At 64.3% G+C, this 17,219-nt stretch carries 15 protein-coding genes and 1 pseudogene; 3 read left to right on the forward strand and 13 right to left on the reverse strand.

The window, feature by feature from the left end; genetic code table 11:
* Window positions 1-9: 9 nt before the first annotated feature.
* Together X739_RS01000000166070 and X739_RS152975 are read left to right on the forward strand one after the other, a co-directional pair.
* A pseudogene (locus tag X739_RS01000000166070) lies at window positions 10-977 on the forward strand (serine hydrolase).
* A complete protein-coding gene (locus tag X739_RS152975; protein WP_023794644.1) occupies window positions 977-2,092 on the forward strand; it encodes an anhydro-N-acetylmuramic acid kinase in 1,116 nt (371 codons plus the stop codon). Before X739_RS01000000166070 ends, X739_RS152975 begins: the two are co-directional and overlap by 1 nt.
* On the opposite strand, the gene X739_RS152970 is transcribed toward X739_RS152975, so the two are convergent.
* Genes X739_RS152970 through X739_RS152960 form a run of 3 tightly spaced genes read right to left on the reverse strand, consistent with a single transcriptional unit; the run spans window position 2,093 to window position 5,653 of the window.
* Entirely contained in the window at window positions 2,093-2,518 is a 426-nt protein-coding gene (locus tag X739_RS152970) for a GNAT family N-acetyltransferase (protein ID WP_023794645.1), read from the reverse strand.
* 28 nt (window positions 2,519-2,546) lie between these two features.
* Entirely contained in the window at window positions 2,547-3,902 is a 1,356-nt protein-coding gene (locus X739_RS152965) for a sigma-54 dependent transcriptional regulator (RefSeq protein ID WP_023794646.1), read from the reverse strand.
* The gene (locus X739_RS152960) at window positions 3,899-5,653 is read right to left on the reverse strand and encodes a sensor histidine kinase (RefSeq protein WP_023794647.1); all 1,755 of its coding nucleotides are present in this window, start codon (window positions 5,651-5,653) and stop codon (window positions 3,899-3,901) included. Before X739_RS152960 ends, X739_RS152965 begins: the two co-directional genes overlap by 4 nt.
* Window positions 5,654-6,019: 366 nt before the next feature.
* Between X739_RS152960 and X739_RS152955 the strand changes: the two genes are divergently transcribed.
* Window positions 6,020-7,348, forward strand: coding sequence for a dicarboxylate/amino acid:cation symporter (locus X739_RS152955; RefSeq protein WP_023771131.1), 1,329 nt, complete (start codon window positions 6,020-6,022; stop codon window positions 7,346-7,348).
* Window positions 7,349-7,499: 151 nt separating this feature from the next.
* Here X739_RS152955 and X739_RS152950 read toward each other — a convergent pair whose 3' ends face one another.
* From X739_RS152950 to X739_RS152905, 10 genes are all read right to left on the reverse strand, one after another.
* Window positions 7,500-8,522: an ROK family protein gene (locus X739_RS152950; protein WP_023794648.1), complete on the reverse strand. Its 1,023-nt coding sequence runs from the start codon at window positions 8,520-8,522 to the stop codon at window positions 7,500-7,502.
* The gene (locus X739_RS152945; RefSeq protein ID WP_023794649.1) at window positions 8,522-9,244 is read right to left on the reverse strand and encodes a ribulose-phosphate 3-epimerase; all 723 of its coding nucleotides are present in this window, start codon (window positions 9,242-9,244) and stop codon (window positions 8,522-8,524) included. The genes X739_RS152950 and X739_RS152945 overlap by 1 nt, the downstream gene beginning before the upstream one ends.
* The gene (locus tag X739_RS152940) at window positions 9,241-10,071 is read right to left on the reverse strand and encodes an alpha/beta hydrolase (RefSeq protein WP_023794650.1); all 831 of its coding nucleotides are present in this window, start codon (window positions 10,069-10,071) and stop codon (window positions 9,241-9,243) included. Before X739_RS152940 ends, X739_RS152945 begins: the two co-directional genes overlap by 4 nt.
* The gene (locus tag X739_RS152935) at window positions 10,071-10,889 is read right to left on the reverse strand and encodes a sugar phosphate isomerase/epimerase (RefSeq protein WP_023794651.1); all 819 of its coding nucleotides are present in this window, start codon (window positions 10,887-10,889) and stop codon (window positions 10,071-10,073) included. The genes X739_RS152940 and X739_RS152935 overlap by 1 nt, the downstream gene beginning before the upstream one ends.
* The gene (locus X739_RS152930) at window positions 10,889-11,965 is read right to left on the reverse strand and encodes a Gfo/Idh/MocA family oxidoreductase (RefSeq protein ID WP_023782287.1); all 1,077 of its coding nucleotides are present in this window, start codon (window positions 11,963-11,965) and stop codon (window positions 10,889-10,891) included. The genes X739_RS152935 and X739_RS152930 overlap by 1 nt, the downstream gene beginning before the upstream one ends.
* A gap of 4 nt (window positions 11,966-11,969) precedes the next feature.
* Complete coding sequence (locus X739_RS152925) at window positions 11,970-12,791, reverse strand: sugar phosphate isomerase/epimerase (RefSeq protein ID WP_023794652.1); 822 nt, start codon at window positions 12,789-12,791, stop codon at window positions 11,970-11,972.
* 50 nt (window positions 12,792-12,841) lie between these two features.
* The gene (locus X739_RS152920) at window positions 12,842-13,684 is read right to left on the reverse strand and encodes a carbohydrate ABC transporter permease (RefSeq protein WP_023782289.1); all 843 of its coding nucleotides are present in this window, start codon (window positions 13,682-13,684) and stop codon (window positions 12,842-12,844) included.
* A gap of 6 nt (window positions 13,685-13,690) precedes the next feature.
* The gene (locus X739_RS152915) at window positions 13,691-14,587 is read right to left on the reverse strand and encodes a sugar ABC transporter permease (RefSeq protein WP_023771139.1); all 897 of its coding nucleotides are present in this window, start codon (window positions 14,585-14,587) and stop codon (window positions 13,691-13,693) included.
* A gap of 120 nt (window positions 14,588-14,707) precedes the next feature.
* Window positions 14,708-15,955 (reverse strand): sugar ABC transporter substrate-binding protein, encoded by a 1,248-nt coding sequence (locus tag X739_RS152910; protein ID WP_023771140.1) that lies wholly within the window; start codon window positions 15,953-15,955, stop codon window positions 14,708-14,710.
* A 110-nt stretch (window positions 15,956-16,065) separates the two neighbouring features.
* Window positions 16,066-17,211, reverse strand: a complete 1,146-nt coding sequence (locus X739_RS152905) for an ABC transporter ATP-binding protein (protein WP_023771141.1) — start codon at window positions 17,209-17,211, stop codon at window positions 16,066-16,068.
* Between the last annotated feature and the right edge of the window lie 8 nt (window positions 17,212-17,219).

The raw sequence follows: 17,219 nt of genomic DNA on the forward strand, positions 1-17,219 counted from the left end.
CCCCTCGCAATGGCAGTAACCGCCAAGCGAATCCCCGGCGGCGTGCTCGGAATTGTCGACAAAAACGGCGAACGTATCATCCGCGCGACCGGCTCAGCGCAGCTCGTGCCGAAGCCGCGCCCGATGCGGGAAAACACCTGGTTCGACCTGGCGTCGCTGACCAAGGTGATCTTCGCCACGCCGCGTATCCTGGCGCTGGCGCAGGACGGTATCATCGATCTCGACGCGCCGCTGATCTCCCTGCTTCCCGACCTTCGCCAGTATGACGCGAACGCATGGGAGCGGAAGGTGACCTTTCGCCAGTGCCTTGGCCACCAGACGCCGTTCCCCGCCGTCGAGCCGATCTACACTNCTACACTTATGGGCGCGACCCCGAACTACTCCGCGCCTTCATCCTGCAGCGGGAATGGCGGGCGCGTGACCCTGTCTATTCCGACATCAATTTCATCCTGCTCGGCTTCGCGATGGAGCGGCTGTCGGGCAAGAGCATCCGCGCCATGGAGCCCGGCCCAGGCTTTGCCTGGTTCGCGGAACCCGATACCGCCGCGGCGACCGAGGACTGCACCTGGCGCCATCGCGTGCTGTCCGGCGAGGTTCACGACGACAATTGCTCGGCGCTGCATGGTGCCGGCCATGCCGGCCTGTTCGGCACGGCTGCTTCGGTGCTCGATTTCGCCCGGGCATTGCTGGACGGAACGGGCGCATCCGAACAATCGATCGCGCTGATGCGCGAGCCCCTGTCGGCCACCCGCACCCATGGCTGGGAGCGCCCTTACGAAGGCTGGTCCGGCGGTGCGCTGTGCAGTCCGGGAACGATCGGCCACACCGGCTTTACCGGCACCGGGCTGTGGATCGACTTCGACCGGGGCCAGGCTTGGACCTTGCTCACCAACCGGATCCATCCCACACGTCATTTCGACAGCGGGATCGTTCAGCTTCGGCAAGCGGTCGGCGACCTAATAAATGGAGCTCAATGATGGAACCTATCTGGGCCGTCGGCCTGATGACCGGCACGGTGCTTGACGGCAACATCGATGTCGCCCTGATCAAGACCGATGGCGAGCGGATAGACGATTTCGGCACTTACCGGCTGATGCCTTATCCCGCGTCGATCCGTTCGCTGCTGGAAGAGACGCTGACAGCGGCGCGAGCCTGGAATTTCACCGGGCCGGAACCCGCGATTTTCCGCGGGGCCGAAGAGGCGCTGACGCGCGCCCAGTCGGCGGCGGTGAAGGAACTCGTGGAAGGTTACGGCATGACGATGGCCGAGATCGGGGTCGTCGGCTTTCACGGCCAGACCGTGCTGCATCGCGCGCCGCGGGTCGGACGGCTCGGCCAGACCCGGCAGCTCGGCGACGGCGAGCTGATGCATGCCATCCTCGGCACCAAGATCGCCTATGATTTCCGCTCGGCCGACATGCGCGCCGGCGGACAAGGCGCGCCTTTGGCCGCTGCCTATCACACCGCGCTGATGCGCGGCGCCGGCGCCGGTGGCGAGGTGGCAGTGCTCAATCTCGGCGGCGTCGCCAACATCACCTGGTGGGACGGCGCCGACAATGTCATCGCCTTCGACACCGGCCCCGCCAATGCCCCGCTCAACGATTTCATCAAGTCGAAAGGGCTCGGCGATATGGACCGCGACGGCGCGCTTGGCCGCGCGGGAAAGGTGGACGAAGCCCGGCTCGCCAAGCTGTTGCAGCATCCTTATCTGACCAAGCCGTACCCAAAGTCACTCGACCGTTTCGACTTCGGCGCGGCCATGGCCGATGGCCTGAGCGCCGAGGATGGCGCGGCCCTGCTCACCGCCTTCACCGCGTCGGCTGTCGGCAAGGCGCTCGACCTTCTGCCAAGCCGGCCGAAGAAGCTGGTGGTCAGCGGGGGCGGCCGCCACAACCCGACGATGATGGCGATGCTCGCCAGCCGCGCCGGCGTCGAGGTGGTGCTGGCCGAAAGCCTCGGCTGGAGCGGCGACGCTGTGGAGGCGGAGTGTTTTGCCTTCCTCGCGGTTCGCGTGCTGCGCGGCCTGCCGATCAGTTTCCCGAGCACGACGGGCGCGCCGCAGCCGATGCGTGGCGGAAAGCTGGCTGGCTGATCAGTCGACCAGTTTCTTCCGCAGGAAGATGCGGCTGCGGCCGACAGGGAAATCGGCCAGCGTCCCGAACGGCTGATAGCCTTGCCTCTGATAGACCTTGGCGGCGTTAGGATTGAATGTATCGATCCAGGCGTTTTGGCAGCCGCGCGCCACGGCTTCGCGTTCAGCCGCGTCGAGCATCCGGCCTGCCATGTGCTGGCCGCGCAGCCTTTCGTCGACCCACAGCCACTGTATGTAGAGCCAACCCCAGGCGGTGTAGCCTGAAATGCCGGCGACGATCGCCCCGATCTCGTCGCGCACGAACACGGCCAGCGCCTTCCTTTCGGACGCGCCGACATCGCCGTCGTTGAACGCCGTCAGCCGTTCACTGAGAAAAGCGAGTTCTTCCGGCAGGGGATCGGCGGTCGTTTCAAATGTCGTGTTCATGGCTTTTCCGGATACTCGCTTGGAAACGTCAAGAGGGACGAAAATCAGATGCGGCGATGCCATAGCGCTTGAGCTTGTCGTAGAACGTCTTGCGCGGCACGCCGAGCGCGTCGATGGCGCCGCGCACGTCGCCGGCATGGTCGCGCAACGCGTCACGGATGAGCTGTGCCTCGTAATGCCCGACCCGCTCCGGCAGTGCGGCTGCAGGCGCTGGCGATCGTGGGGGCGAGGACCTGGTTTCGTCATCGGGACCAAGACCGAGCGCGACGCGATCGGCGAAATGGGCGAGCTCGCGCACATTGCCCGGCCAGTCGTGCGACTGGAGATGATGGCTCACGGCGGCGTTCACCTTGGCGACAGGCCGGCTAAACCGTTCCGCCGCTTTACCGAGGAAATGGCCGAACAGCATCTCGATATCGCCGCGCCGCTCGCGCAGCGGCGGAATGCGCAGCGTCACCACGTTGAGGCGGAAATAGAGATCCTCGCGAAAATCGCCGCGCTGGTCCTGCCGGCTGAGATCGACCTTGGTCGCCGCGACGACCCGGAGATCGAGACGCCTTGTTTCGTTCGAGCCGAGCGGGGTGAGGCTGCGCGTCTCCAGCACCCGCAACAACTTGACCTGCAGGGCCGGCGGCATGGATTCGATCTCGTCGAGGAACAGCGTGCCGCCGCTGGAATGCTCGATCCTGCCGATCCGCCGTCGCTGCGCCCCGGTAAACGCGCCGGCCTCGTGGCCGAACAGCTCGCTTTCGATGACGGTCTCGGGCAGAGCGCCGCAGTTCAGTGCCACGAACGGCTTTGCACGCCGTCGGCCCCACCGGTGCAGGAGGTCGGCCACCACCTCCTTGCCGGTTCCGGTCTCGCCTTCCACCAGCACGTCGACGTCCATGTCGGCAATCTGGCGCAAGGTCTCGCGCAACCGCCTTATGGCGAGCGCTTCGCCGATCAACGGCATGCCGTCCGCGGCAAGTGCGGCGGCTTCGCGCAGCCGCCGGTTTTCCATCACCAGCCGCCGCTTCTCCGATGCACGCTTCAGCGCCTCCACCAGACGCTCCCCCGCATATGGTTTCGGGATGAAATCATAGACGCCATCCTTGAGCGCGGCGACCGCAAGATCGACATCGCCATGCCCGGTGACCAGGATCACCGGCAAGTCGGGATCAACAGCCTTGACGCGGTCGAAGAGTTGCAGCCCATTCATGCCGGGCATGCGGATGTCGCTGACGACCACACCCTCGAAGTTCCGGTCGACGACACCAAGCGCTGCCTCGGCGTTGTCGAACCCGATCACCGTGAAGCCGGCAAGTTCGAGCAGTTGCGTGGTGGCATGCAGCAGATCCGCATCGTCGTCGACAAGCGCGACCAGCCCTGATCCCTGCGTCATTCGATCCGCCTCAAGTCGATGGTGAAGGATGCACCGCTGCGGGTGCCGGGGTCGAGCCGCAGCGTGCCGCCCAATTCCTGGGCGATCTCCTGCGAGATCACCAGGCCGAGGCCAAGCCCCTTCTCCTTGGTGGTCTGGAACGGCATGAACAGATTGGCGGCCGCGTCCGGGCCGAGGCCGGGACCGTTGTCGCGCACGGAAATCAGCACGCGGTCGCCGCGTTCGGCGAGGTTGATCTCAATGCGGGGATCGGGCCGGTCCTTCATGGCGTCCAGCGCGTTCTGCAACAGGTTCACGAGGATCTGCTCCAGCCGGATGCGGCTGGCCATGACCACGGGCGATGTGGTGCCGCGCGGCTTGACGATGGTGACGCCGGAATCGCGGATGCGGCCGGATAGAAGCGACAGCGCGCCGTCGATCGCCTCGCCTACCGGCAACGGCGAGGCAGCGACGCCAGGTCGTCGCGCAAAGGTGCGCAGCGTGCTGGTGATCGCGCCGATGCGTTCAGTCATCGACACGATCGAGGTCAGATTGCCGTTCGCCGGTTCGGTCCTGCCGGCCTCGAGAAAACGGCCGGCATTCTCGGCATAAGTGCGGATCGCGGCGACCGGCTGGTTGATCTCATGCGCCACGCCGGCGGCGATCTGCCCGAGGATGGAGAGCCGGTTGGCCTGAGCGAGATCGTCGCGCAGCCGGCGGACCTTGGCCTCGGCGTTTTCGCGCTCGGCGATTTCGCCGGCAAGAGCCGTGTTCGAGCGCGTCAACTCGGCGGTCCGCGTGCTGACCCGGCTTTCGAGTTCGGCATTCATGCGCCCCAGCGCCTCCTGGCGCAGCCGGCGTGTGCGCCGGCGCCGGGTGAACACATAGGCAAGCAACCCCATCAGCAGCAGCCCGAGCAGTGTCGTCAGGCGCGCCGTGTTGGCGGCGGCGGCCAAGGTGGTATCGGCGGGCGTCAGCAACCACAGGCGCCAGCCGGGGACGGCGCCGGGCAAGTCCTGCACCACTTCGACGAACCGGCGCGATTTTCCGGCTTCGTCTATTGTCGCCAGACCGTCACCGGCGCCACGCCGGATCGGCAGCGGGTCGAAGGCGGCTTCGACCAGTTGAAGCTGGTCATGCGCCGCGGCGGCATCCGCCGCGGAGAGCGGCGCCAGCGCATGGAACCGCCAGTCAGGCTGGCTGGTGGCCAGAACGACGCCGCGCTCGTCGGTGACGAAAACGAGAAAGCCGCTCGCCCGCCAATTGGCTTCGACGCCGCCGAGTTCGACCTTCAGAACCGCGACGCCAAGCGGTTTGCCACCATCGTCGACACGGCCGGCAAGGTAGAGTCCCGGCTTGCCGCTGATCGTGCCGAGGCCATATTGACTGGCTGCGCCCTTGGCCATCGCATCGGTGAAATAGTGGCGAAAATTATAATCGCTGCCGACAAAGCTGTCCGGCTGGCCGGCATTGCTGGCCGATATCGCCATGCCCGCCGTATCGATGACATAGATGGCCGAGGCCGACGCATCGCCGGCTATGGCCTTCAGCTTGGCGTCGAGCGCTGTTTCCTCGACTTTCCCGGCGCGGCGCAGCGCATCACGCACCGCATCGTCGCGCGCCAGCACCAGCGGCACGAGACGTTGCTTTTCGATTTCGCCGGTCAAGGTTCCGGCCGCCAGCGGCAAGGCGGCCAATGCCCCATTGCGCAGGTCATCGGCGGCCTGACCCTCGGCGATGCGCCCGGCGGTGGCAACCGCGCCGGCAAGCACAGCGAGCGCTATTGCCGCAAACAGCCAACGGCGGCGCAGGCGCGCTACCGCTTCGCGCAGCAGGTCGCGGCCTGCAGACCCCGGAGATCCGCTATCGATGCGCTGTCGTGGCGTCGGCTCTCTCCCTTTGCTCCCCGGCTTTGCCCAGTCTAATGCGAAATTCCGCCATGGCAAACAAGACCTGTGCGGAAATCCGCACAACTCCCCGTCGCAGGCAGGACAGAAACGGCTGAACCCAGGGATTCCGGCCTATCCGGCATCTGGCACAGCGCTTGCAAAGTTCTTGCAGCGGCGGGCGACCGGAACGCCGCGATGGGAGAAGTCACGCAGGGCGGGTTCCGCCTATCCGGCCAGGGAGAGAGTTCGATGCATATCGCAGACCAATCCGCCGCGCCCGCGGCGCAGCGCAAGCCCCTCTATGCCCAGCTCTACGTGCAGGTGCTGGCGGCGATCACCGTCGGCATCCTGCTCGGCCATTACTATCCATCGATCGGCGAGAGCATGAAGCCGTTGGGCGACGCCTTCATCAAGCTGGTCAAGATGATCATCGCTCCGGTCATCTTCCTGACGGTCGCAACCGGCATTGCCGGCATGAGCGACCTGCAGAAGGTCGGCCGCGTCGCCGGCAAGGCGATGCTCTACTTCCTCACCTTCTCGACGCTGGCGCTGATCATCGGCCTTGTCGTGGCCAATGTCGTGCAGCCGGGCGCCGGCTTCAACATCGACCCGGCGACGCTCGACGCCTCGACCGTGAACACTTACGCTGCCAAGGCACATGACCAGTCGGTCACCGGCTTCCTGATGAACATCATTCCCGGCACGATCGTCGGCGCCTTCGCCGACGGCGACATCCTGCAGGTGCTGTTCTTCTCGGTGCTGTTCGGCATCGCGCTGGCGCTGGTCGGCGACAAGGGCACGCCGGTGCTCAATTTCCTGCAGGCGCTGATGGCGCCGATGTTCAAGCTGGTCAGCGTGCTGATGAAGGCAGCCCCGATCGGTGCGTTCGGTGCGATGGCCTTCACCATCGGCAAATACGGCATCGGCTCGGTCATAAACCTCGCCATGCTGGTCGGAACCTTCTACGCGACCTCGTTCCTGTTCGTGTTCGTCGTGCTCGGTGCCGTCTGCCGCTACAACGGCTTCTCGATCCTGTCCCTGATCCGCTACATCAAGGAAGAGCTGCTGCTGGTGCTGGGCACCTCGTCGTCGGAGGCGGCATTGCCCTCGCTGATGGAGAAAATGGAGAAGGCCGGCGCCAAGCGCTCGGTGGTCGGATTGGTCATCCCTACCGGCTATTCCTTCAATCTCGACGGCACCAACATCTACATGACGCTTGCCGCCCTGTTCATTGCCCAGGCGACGAACATCCATCTGTCGATATCAGACCAGATCCTGCTGCTGCTGGTGGCGATGCTGTCGTCGAAGGGTGCCGCTGGCATCACCGGGGCAGGCTTCATCACCTTGGCCGCCACGCTTTCGGTGGTTCCCTCGGTGCCGGTCGCCGGCATGGCGCTGATCCTCGGCGTCGACCGCTTCATGTCGGAATGCCGGGCGCTGACCAACTTCGTCGGCAATGCGGTGGCGACGCTGGTCGTGGCGCGCTGGGAAGGCGAACTCGACGAAGCCAAGCTGGCGAGAGCGCTGGCTGGGAGCGCCGACGACAGCCTCCCGGCGGACATCGTTCCCGCCGAGTGATCCACGGCTTCATGCCACGGACCATGGCCGCAAGCACGCCGCTTGCGGCCAGGTCATGTGCCATCGCTATCAGGCGGCTTTGCGCAGCGGCGGCAGGGCCTTGCCATCGGCCGCGAAGAGATGGCAGAGACAGGGCCGCGCAAGCTTGAGCTCAGCCCTTGAAGTCCCTCCTCGTGTCCAGACATGTGCTTGGGCCGACAGGCATGGGAGCCGCCAACGTGCCCAAGTCATCGAACAGGACGAGGCTGGCCGCGCCGACCAGCCCGGCATGGCGGCCGAGCTGGGCCTGGACGACCGGCACGTCGCGATAGGCGCGCATGGCGCGCTGGCGGATGGTCGCGCCGATGACGGGCGCCATCAGGTCGAGGCCATTGGCGATGCCGCCGCCAACGACCAGCACGTCGGGCGAATAGAGGTGCAAAAGGTTGGTGAAGCCAAGGCCCAGCCACCGCGCCTCCTCCTCGAGCAGAGCCAGAGCGAGGTCGTCCTGCAGCCGCGCGGCTTCGACCACGTGGCGACCCGTGACCTCGGCGTTGGCCGAGAGGCGGCGCAGCGTCGAACCGTCCAGAGGAGACGTTGCGGCATTGGCGCGGCGGCCGAGCGCGGTTCCCGAAGCGATGGCCTCGAAGCAGCCGACGACTCCGCACACGCAGCGCTCGCCTTCGTTGGTGATGGTCATGTGGCCGATCTCGGCGGCAAGGCCGCGGCGGCCGTGCAGGATGCGTCCGTCGGCAACCACACCGCCGCCGATCCCGGTCGAGACGGTGACGAAGACCAGGGAGCGCACACCGTGTCCGGCGCCGAAGCGCCATTCGCCGAGCGCTGCCGCATTGGCGTCGTTCTCCAGCCGCACCGGCAGGCCGAGCCGCCGCCCGAGTATGTCGGCCAGCGGCACATCGTGCCAGCCGGCCAGCGTCGGCGGTCCGACGGCGATGCCGGCCAGCGGATCGAGCGGCCCCGGCGCGCCGATGCCGACGCCGAGGATCGACAGCCCCGGCGCTTCGGCATGAACGGTCGCGGCCAGCGCCTCGATCTGGCCGATCACCACTTCGGGGCCGGCCTGCGCCTGCGTCGGCACAGCAGCGAAGGCCAGGATCTTGCCGTCACGGTCGACCAGGGCGGCACGAAGCTCGGTGCCGCCAAGATCGATCGCGAGGGCGACTTCAATGCTCATCAGGCCGCGACCTTCAAACCATGCAGCCAGCCGATGCGGCCGGCGAGATCCTTGTCGCCGAAAGCGAGCGAACCGAGCACCACGGTCTCGGCGCCGGCGGCGCGCAGCAACGGCACGGTTTCCTGGCGGATGCCGCCATCGGCGGCGAGCACCACGGCCGACTCGCGACTGGCGTTCCTCAGGACGGCGCGGGCTTCGCCCAGCCTGTCACAGGCCTTCTCCGACAGGCCTTGGCCCTTGACGCCGATCGCGGTTCCAAGAAGCGTGACGAACGCCACTTCTTGGACGAAGGGCTTCACCGCCTCTACCGGGGTCTCCAGCCTCAGCACGACGCCGGCCTCGGCGCCGAGTTCATGCGCCAGCCGCACCGCGCGCAGACCCGCTTCGCCGTTCTCGGCATGGACGCTGACCATGTCGGCGCCGGCCTCGATGAACTGGCGCGTCTGTTCTTCGACGATTGCTTGGTCGACCATCAGATGGACGTGGATCGGCCTGGCCGTCAGCTTGGCGATACGGGCGACGAGATCGGGGAAGAACAGGAAGGACGGCGCGAAATGGCCGTCCGCGACGTCGATGTGGTGCATATCGACATAGGGTTCGATGCGCTGCAAGTCGCTCTCGAAATTGGCGAGATTAGCCGACCACGATGAGAATTCGGCGATCAGACGGTCGCGCGGCAATGCGGCGATGGCGGCCGGGCCTGACAAAGGTTTCGAGATCATGATTGGTCCTGGTTGTTGAAATTTCTATCGAGAAAGCCGCCGATGGCAGCGCGGATTTCGGTGAAATGGCGATCCTTGTCGACGGCTTTCGGCGTCACCTCGGCGAAGACGGCGCCGGGGATGGTCTCAGCCAGTTCGCGGGCGGTCGCCAAGGGATGGACGAGGTCGATGCCGCTGCCGATGACGAGCGTCGGGATTGCGAGGCCGGTCGCCCTGGCCCGCGTCACGCTAGGCCCATCATTTGCGATCGCTTGCATCACCTCGGCAAAAACGGTCGCGTTGTCACGCGCGAAGAAGCCGAGCAACGAGGCGAGATTGTCCGGCGCCTCCCTGCGAAAGCGGGTTGCAGTCGCGGAGGAAGCGAAGGCGTCGCGCGCCTCGTCCAGCGGCAGCCGGCTGATGAGTTCCGCCACTTCGACGTAAGGGCGCATGTTTCGCGGCGCCGCACCGAAGGTCCAGGCCGGGCGCACCAGCACAAGACCTGTGACGCGATCCGGGTGGTGGGCCGCCAGGTGCAGTGCAATGGCGGCGCCCATCGAGATACCGCCGGCGACGAAGCGCTCCATTCCAACCGCATCGGCGGCGGCCAGCACGTCGTCGGCGAACATCGCGATCGAGAAGGGACGCTTGCCGCCGGCGCCGGAACCGCCTTGCGCACGGCATTCAATGGTCAGCCGGCGGCGCGACGGACTGTCGGGAAAGTTCAGCGCCACCTGCGCGGCATCGCCGCCGAGACCATGCTGGAAGGCGATGGGAAGCCCCTGCCCTGTGTCCAAGACGTGGAGCGCAGCGTCGTCGCGCAGCATGATCGTCGGCGCGGCACCCATCAGAGCAGCCCTCGCAGGAAGATAGCGACGCCAGGGGCTTCGACGGCGGGCAAGCCGTGCGTGACCAGCGCGCCATCGAAATCCACCCCCTTCAGCCGCGCGACGAAATCCGGGAAGTCGACGACGCCCTGGCCTGATGTGGCGAAGCGGCCGTCGGCAAAACGATCCTTGGCGTGCGCCATGGCGATGTGGCCAGCGGCCTCATCGATCGCGGCGGCGACGATGGCTCTCGCTTCATCGGGCTTTGCATGCTCGAACAGGTTGGCGGGGTCGAGCACGATCTTCAGATGCTTCGAACCCATCTCGGCGATCAGCCGGGTCGCATCCATGGCCGAGGTCACGACGTTGGCCTGCTCGGGCTCGATGCCGAGATCGACGCCGGCCTCCTCGGCCAGCGCCAGTGCCTTCGCCATTTCGACGGCCATGTCGGACCAGGCGGACGGATCAGAATTGTCGGGATGGTATGCCCATTGGTCGGCTGCGTTGCGCGAGCCGGTGCAGAGCGTCACCAGTGGGATGTCGAGTGTGGCCGCAGTGTCGATGACCACCGCCAGGCGCCTCAGCCCGTCGTCGCGCGCAGCCTTGTCGGGATGCGCCATGTTGTAGGTGCCCGACAACGCGGCCAGCGAAATGCCTGACGATCGCGCGGCGGCACCAATGGCGGCGACGGCATTCGCCGGCACCGCATCCGGCATCGACGGCAGGCCGGCGCAGGCGAGATTGAACTGCGTCGTCTCATAGCCGGCCTGCTTCACGGCAGCCAGCACGGCGGCCGGGTCGGTACCCGCAAATGTCTTGGCGAAGATGCCTAGATACATCAGACCGCACCCGAAACCGAGGCAAGCTCGATCCGCTCGCCAGTCTCGACAGAGCGCGCAATCGCCACCATGGCGCGGATCGACGCGACGCCGTCCCCGACATTGGCGCCGCGCATCGGCGAGCCGGTGAGCACGGTATCGGCAAGGCCCTCGAGCTGGCGGCGGAAGAAGTGGCCGTCGGCGCCAAGCGGTTTTCGCGAGGTCGCGTCCTTCTCATGGAAGATGTCGACCTCGCTGGCGCGGAAGTACCAGGGATTGAAGGTCTTGGCGATGACGGAACCGTTCTCGCCGTAGAGCTGAAACCCTTCGTGCCAGTCCATGCGCACGGCGACGGTGAGGTCGAGATGGCCAAGCGCGCCGCTGGCGAATTCGGTTTCAACGAACCAGCAATAGGCGCCGAAGCGCTCGTTGAGGCGGGCGCGCACGGCAACGATGTCGCCACAGAGGAAGCGGGCGGTGTCAACCAGATGCGATCCGTGCGCCAGCATGAAATATTGCCTGAGATCAGCCTTGGGATTCCCGCCGGGCTTTTTCGCGAGCTTACTGGTGACGGGCAGCGGCTGCACGGCATCGGTGTTGGTGTAGCGGTGGGTGGAATCGCAATACCAGGCCTTCAGTGCCAGAACCTCGCCCATCTCGTCGCGGACGAAGTCGCGGGCGGCCTCCAGCGCCGGATCGAAGCGCTTCATGTGGCCGACCTGCAGCACCTTGCCGGAGCGTTTCACCGCCTCGGCCAGCGCTTCGCCTTCCTCGACCGAGGTACCGATCGGCTTTTCGCAGAGAACATGCTTGCCGGCATCGAGCGCCTTGATCGACATCGGCACGTGATAGGCATCCGACGTGGCGACGATGACTGCTTCGAGCTCGGGATCGGCGAGCATGGCATCATAGTCGGCATACATCTTCCGAGGTTCATAGGAGGCGCCCATGCGGGCGAGCAAATCGGGTGCCGCATCGCAAATGGCGTAGAGGTCGGCATTGCCGGCCTTGACGCAGGATTCCAGATGCGCGAACTGGGCGATCGGGCCGCAGCCGAGCACACCGACCCTGAGGCGTCTGTCCTGTTTCTTGATCATCGTCTCAGGCCCCGTAGCCGCGCATGGTCTGGCGGTTGGTCTTGACCGCGCCGGCCGGATCGGCGGCGGCCGTGTCGGATTCTTCTTCCAGCACCAGCCAGCCGTTGAAGTTCGGCGCGGTGCTGGCGATTTCGATGACCGCGGGCGTGTCGCAGACGCCTTGGCCCAGCATCGCCCAGGTGCCGTTGGCGTCGACGTCCTTGAGGTGGATGTAGCGGATGCGGTCACGGTAGGTGGTGAGCGTGTCGGCCATGTCCCTGTGGCCGCGCAGGATGTGGCCGGTGTCCGGCACCCAGCCGACCAGACCGGGATCGAGCAAGGCGAACATCGCGTCATAGTCGGCACGGTCGAACAGCAGCGTGTTGTGGTGCGAACTCGGATGCACCGCCACCTGGACACCCGCCTTGCGGCCGATCTCGCCGGCCTTGTTGTAGACCTCCGCGGCGATGGCGAACTTGCCGTCGCGCGGCCCGTCGGAGACGACGGTGGCCGAGCCCATCGACACCAGTGCGCCCGGAAAGGCGGCGGCGAAATCGATCCAGCGCCTGGCGGTTTCGAGATCGGTGCCGATCCCGTCCTTGAGCGTGAAGCCGCTCCTGGAGCCGAAGGCGAACGATACGAGCGCCAGACCGGACGACTTCAGCGCGGCGGCGAACTCGATGGGTTTGCCGCCATAGTGGCCGATCATGGTGTCGGTGATCTCGATGCCGGCATAGCCGCCATCGCCGATCGCCTTCAACAGGTCGTCGGGGCCGCCGGTGAACCGGTCTCCGAGCATTTCCCAGGTGAAGGTCTGGCAGCCGACTTTGAGGTCTTTCACGTTCATCCTTTCATTCCTTGATACCGATCTGTTCCATCAGTTGTCCGTGCGACATCCTACTTGACCGAACCCGCGGTCATGCCGGCGAGGAAGTACCTCTGGGCAACGAGGTAGATGAGCAACAAGGGTAGCGAGCCGAGCACGCTCATTGCCATCATCTGGTTCCATTCGAAGGCGTGCTGCCCCATCAGCAGCTGGATGCCGATCGGCACGGTGCGCATGGACGTCGACTTGGTCAGCGTCAGCGCAAAAAGAAATTCGTTCCAGCACAACAGGAATGTGTAGACCGATGTCGCCACGATACCAGGCAGTGAGATCGGGACGATGACCCGCCAAAGCGCTGTCCAACTGGTGCCGCCATCGACAGCCACCGCTTCATCGAGATCGCGGGGCAAGGTGTTCAGATATCCCGTCATCAGCAGGATCGCGTAGGGCAGCGTAAACACCAGGTAAGTCAGGATCAATGCGACATAGGTGTCGAAGATACCGTATGAGACGACAAGCCCGAAGAAGGGGATCAGCAGCGTGATCGGCGGTATCGTCTGCGTGCTGATGATGAGCGTGTTCAGGCTGCCCTTGCCACGGAAATTGAAGCGGCTGAACCCATAGGCCGCCAGCAAGGCGATCAGCACCGTGAGCACCGTCACCGCTCCCGCGACGAAGTAGCTGTTGAAGAAGAAGCGCAGCTTTACCGGGTCGCCAAGGATGGCCGCGTAGGCTTCCAGGGTGAAGGCCTTCGGCAGGATGGTTGGCGGCAAAGCGAAGATTTCGGTATTCGACTTGAATGAGCTGCTGAGCATCCAATAGATCGGGAAGGCCGCGAAGAACAGCCCTGCCGCAAGAGCAATATGCAGCGCGACGGTGATCAGCTTGTCTTTGCCGGTGTTTCGTCTTCTCATGGCGTCCTACCTAGCCCGCTGATAGCGAATATAGAACAGCGTCAGGCCCAGAGAGATCAACAGGATGACCACGGCACTCGCCGACGCTTGAGACAGGTTGTAGCTCGAAAACGCCAGCTTGTAGGTGTAGGTGCTGAGCACCTCGGTCGAGTAGATCGGACCACCGCCCGTCGTTATCCAGATCAACGGGAAGACCTGCATGGTCCAGATGAAGTCGAGCAGCGAGATGCTGATGATGATCGGCATCAGCTGCGGAATGGTGATGAAGATCAGCTTCTGGTAGGCCTTCGCCCCGTCGATATCGGCGGCCTCGTAGAAATCCTTGGGAATGCCCTGCAAGCCTGCGAGCAGGCTGACCATGAAAAGCGGATAGCCCGCCCAGATATTGGCGAAAGTGACGGCGTGCAGCGCGGTCTGCGGCGAGGAAAACCACTCGACCTTGGAACCAATGAAGCCCAACTGCATGAGAATGCTGTTCACGACACCATTCGGCTCGAGCAGCAGGCGCCAGATCACCGCGATGATCACCGCCGTGAACAGCCAGGGCAGAATGTAGAGCACGCGCAAGACATTGCGCAACGTCGGATTGATGCGGTCGCTGTTCAGCATGAGCGCGAAGACCATGCCGATGGTCATGTGGAAAACGACACTCATGCAGGTGAAGTAGAGCGTGTGCCACAGCGAGGCCCAAAACACAGGATCGTCGAAGATCGCCTGGTAGTGTTTCAGTCCGGCAAAGGATGGGTCACGACGCAGCACCGCGCTGTTCTGGAACGAGTAGGCAATCACCGTCGCCATGGGCAACAGCATCAGAAGGCCGATTATGAGCAGCGAGGGCGACAGGTAGAGATAGGGCGCCACAGCTCGTTTGAGCTTGTGATGGGAGCGCTTCCGCTGGGTCATGGTGCCAACCTCGCGACAAGAGAAATGAGCTTCAAATACCATTCAGAGTCGTCATTTGCCGGCTGGCCCGCCTAATGGCAGGCCAACCGATAAATGGGCCGCAAGAGCGGAGGACGACGATCAGAATTTCGCCATCCAGCCCTTTTGCGCGGCAGCGGCCGCTTCTTCCGGCGTTTGCTCGCCGGCAAGCATCTTTTGGGCCTGCACGTCGAACTGGGTCATCAGGTCTTCAGCCACCGGCAGGCCGGTGAACTCGTTGGCGAGGTAGCCGGTCTTGAAGATCTCGAAAGCCTTGCCGAAAGCCTTGTCTGATGTCACGAAGTCGGGTTTGGCGTTGACGTTGCCCGGGAAGGCGTTGGCAAGCGAAACGAGCTTGGCGTTGACCTTTTCGCTCATCAGATACTGGACGAGTTTCCAGGCCTCCTCCTGATGTTTCGAGGCCGCCGAGATGCCGATACCCCAGGAGGCATAGGGAAGGCCGCGCTTTCCGGTATAGTTCTCCACAACCGGGACCGGGATGAGGTCGAAGTTCAGCTTGGGATTACGCTTGCGGATGAGGTTCACATGGGCGAGCGAGTCGATCATCATCCCGACGCGGTCGTTGACGAATTCCTCGACCTTTTCCTGTTCGGTCTTGGTGGCAATGCCGGGCGAGATGGTGCCGGCGTCGTTGAGCGATTTGACGAAGGTGAGCATATCCACCACCGGTTTGCCCTCGAGGTCGGGCTTGCCGTTCGCCATCATCGATTGGCCCGAAGCCCAGACCCACGACATCATGTCGTTCTGGACACCGGACGGCGTTTGCAGCGACAGAGGCAGCACCCAGCCATACTGGTTCTTGTCGGCGTGCGTCATCTTCTTGGCGGCTTCGAGAAATTCCGCGCGCGTCGACGGCAGCTTGGTCACGCCTGCCTGGGCGGCGAGGTCCAAATTCACGAAGACCGGATAGACGAACGAAGCGACCGGGAACATCACCGCCTTGCCGTCCACCTTGATGATATCCGCGACCTGGGCTTTGTCGAACTTGCTCGCATCCATCAGCGGGTTCATGTCGGCCAGCGCACCCTGCGCATTCAGATTGTTCACCCAGGCGCCGTCAAGACCGACGACGTCGCTCAGCGTTCCGGTTGCGGCACCAACCGAGATCTGGTCTCGCGTCGTCGCATAGGGGCCGCTGACCAGTGTCACCTTGATGCCGGGGTTTGCGGCCTCGAAGTCATTCATGATTGCCCTGAGCGAGCCGGCCGGCAGTTCGGGCTCCCACCATTGGGTGAATTCCAGCGTCGTGTCGGCCATGGCGCCGGTCGCACCAAGCAACCATGCGGCCGCGGCCATCTTCAGCATCGCGGGTTTTATACGAAACATCATTTTCTCCTCCTTCTCTGGGATCGACCGCACAATGCTGCCGATCGTCTGGTTATTCAGAAGTCTTCTTACGCAGGCGCCTCGCCCTCGCCTGCGGGCCTTGCCGGGGTTCTTCAGATCGCCAGATGCGTCTCGGGATCGAAGAAATGGAACTTGGCATCATCCACGGCCAACCGGATTTCCGAGCCTGAGCGGACGGCGCTGATTGGCTCGAACCTCGCCACCGCGTTCGATGCCAGGCCAAAATCGTCCACCGCGTCCGGATCGCCGGAGTCCACCCGGACCGCGTCGATGTTCAGGTGGACAATCTGTTCGGAGCCGAGTTCCTCGATCGAGGTCACCTTTGCCGGTATCGTCTGATACTTGCGCCCGGAGTCGAGGCTGCTGTCATAGAGATCCTCCGGCCGGATCCCGAACACGACCTTGCGCCCGGCATAAGACCGCAAGCCCGGCCTGCGCACGAAGGCTGCCTCCTGCAGCCGGATGGCGAAGGCGGCGGACGTCAGTTCGTCGCCCTTCAGCGTCGCCTCGAAAAGGTTCATCGAAGGAGAGCCGATGAAGCCGGCAACGAAGGCGTTCACCGGTGATTCATAGAGCCTCTTGGGTGTGTCGACCTGCTGCAGCACACCGCCTTTCAACACCGCGACCCTGTCCCCCATCGTCATCGCTTCGATTTGGTCGTGGGTCACATATATGGTCGTGACGCCGAGCTGCTTTTGCAGGCTGGTGATTTCGGCGCGCATTTGAACACGCAGCTTCGCGTCCAGATTGGAAAGCGGCTCGTCCATGAGAAAGGCGGCCGGCTCGCGCACCATGGCACGGCCCATGGCAACCCTTTGACGCTGTCCGCCTGAAAGGTTCGCGGGTTTGCTGTCCAGCAGCGACGTTAGCTGAAGGGTTTTGGCGATCTCGTCGACGCGCTTCTTGCGCTCGGCCTTCGGCTTGCCTGCCAGCCGCATCGAAAAGGCGATGTTTTCAAATACCGTCATATGCGGGTAGAGCGCGTAGCTCTGGAAGACCATCGCGATGTCGCGGTCCTTTGGCGGCATATCGACGACGTCGACGCCGCCGATCCGCAGGCTGCCGCTGGTGATGTCCTCCAATCCCGCGATCATTCGCAACGCGGTGGATTTGCCGCAGCCCGACGGCCCGACGAGAATCAAGAACTCGCCGTCCTCGACCGCCAGGTTCAATTGATCAATCGCTCGAAAATTGTTCCCGTAGGTCTTGCAGATATTCTCAAGAACGACTTCTGCCATCTTCCTCC

The organism is Mesorhizobium sp. LNHC209A00 (assembly GCF_000502915.1).
Classification (GTDB): Bacteria; Pseudomonadota; Alphaproteobacteria; order Rhizobiales; family Rhizobiaceae; genus Mesorhizobium.

Bases quoted from the DNA above. Each gene is read 5' to 3' on its own strand.
- X739_RS152930 (WP_023782287.1), bottom strand. From the start codon at position 11,965: ATGATCAAGAAACAGGACAGACGCCTCAGGGTCGGTGTGCTCGGCTGC.
- X739_RS152945 (WP_023794649.1), bottom strand. From the start codon at position 9,244: ATGATCTCGAAACCTTTGTCAGGCCCGGCCGCCATCGCCGCATTGCCG.
- X739_RS152940 (WP_023794650.1), bottom strand. From the start codon at position 10,071: ATGGGTGCCGCGCCGACGATCATGCTGCGCGACGACGCTGCGCTCCAC.
- X739_RS152975 (WP_023794644.1), top strand. From the start codon at position 977: ATGGAACCTATCTGGGCCGTCGGCCTGATGACCGGCACGGTGCTTGAC.
- X739_RS152950 (WP_023794648.1), bottom strand. From the start codon at position 8,522: ATGAGCATTGAAGTCGCCCTCGCGATCGATCTTGGCGGCACCGAGCTT.
- X739_RS152910 (WP_023771140.1), bottom strand. From the start codon at position 15,955: ATGATGTTTCGTATAAAACCCGCGATGCTGAAGATGGCCGCGGCCGCA.
- X739_RS152925 (WP_023794652.1), bottom strand. From the start codon at position 12,791: ATGAACGTGAAAGACCTCAAAGTCGGCTGCCAGACCTTCACCTGGGAA.
- X739_RS152915 (WP_023771139.1), bottom strand. From the start codon at position 14,587: ATGACCCAGCGGAAGCGCTCCCATCACAAGCTCAAACGAGCTGTGGCG.
- X739_RS152970 (WP_023794645.1), bottom strand. From the start codon at position 2,518: ATGAACACGACATTTGAAACGACCGCCGATCCCCTGCCGGAAGAACTC.
- X739_RS152935 (WP_023794651.1), bottom strand. From the start codon at position 10,889: ATGTATCTAGGCATCTTCGCCAAGACATTTGCGGGTACCGACCCGGCC.
- X739_RS152920 (WP_023782289.1), bottom strand. From the start codon at position 13,684: ATGAGAAGACGAAACACCGGCAAAGACAAGCTGATCACCGTCGCGCTG.
- X739_RS152965 (WP_023794646.1), bottom strand. From the start codon at position 3,902: ATGACGCAGGGATCAGGGCTGGTCGCGCTTGTCGACGACGATGCGGAT.
- X739_RS152955 (WP_023771131.1), top strand. From the start codon at position 6,020: ATGCATATCGCAGACCAATCCGCCGCGCCCGCGGCGCAGCGCAAGCCC.
- X739_RS152905 (WP_023771141.1), bottom strand. From the start codon at position 17,211: ATGGCAGAAGTCGTTCTTGAGAATATCTGCAAGACCTACGGGAACAAT.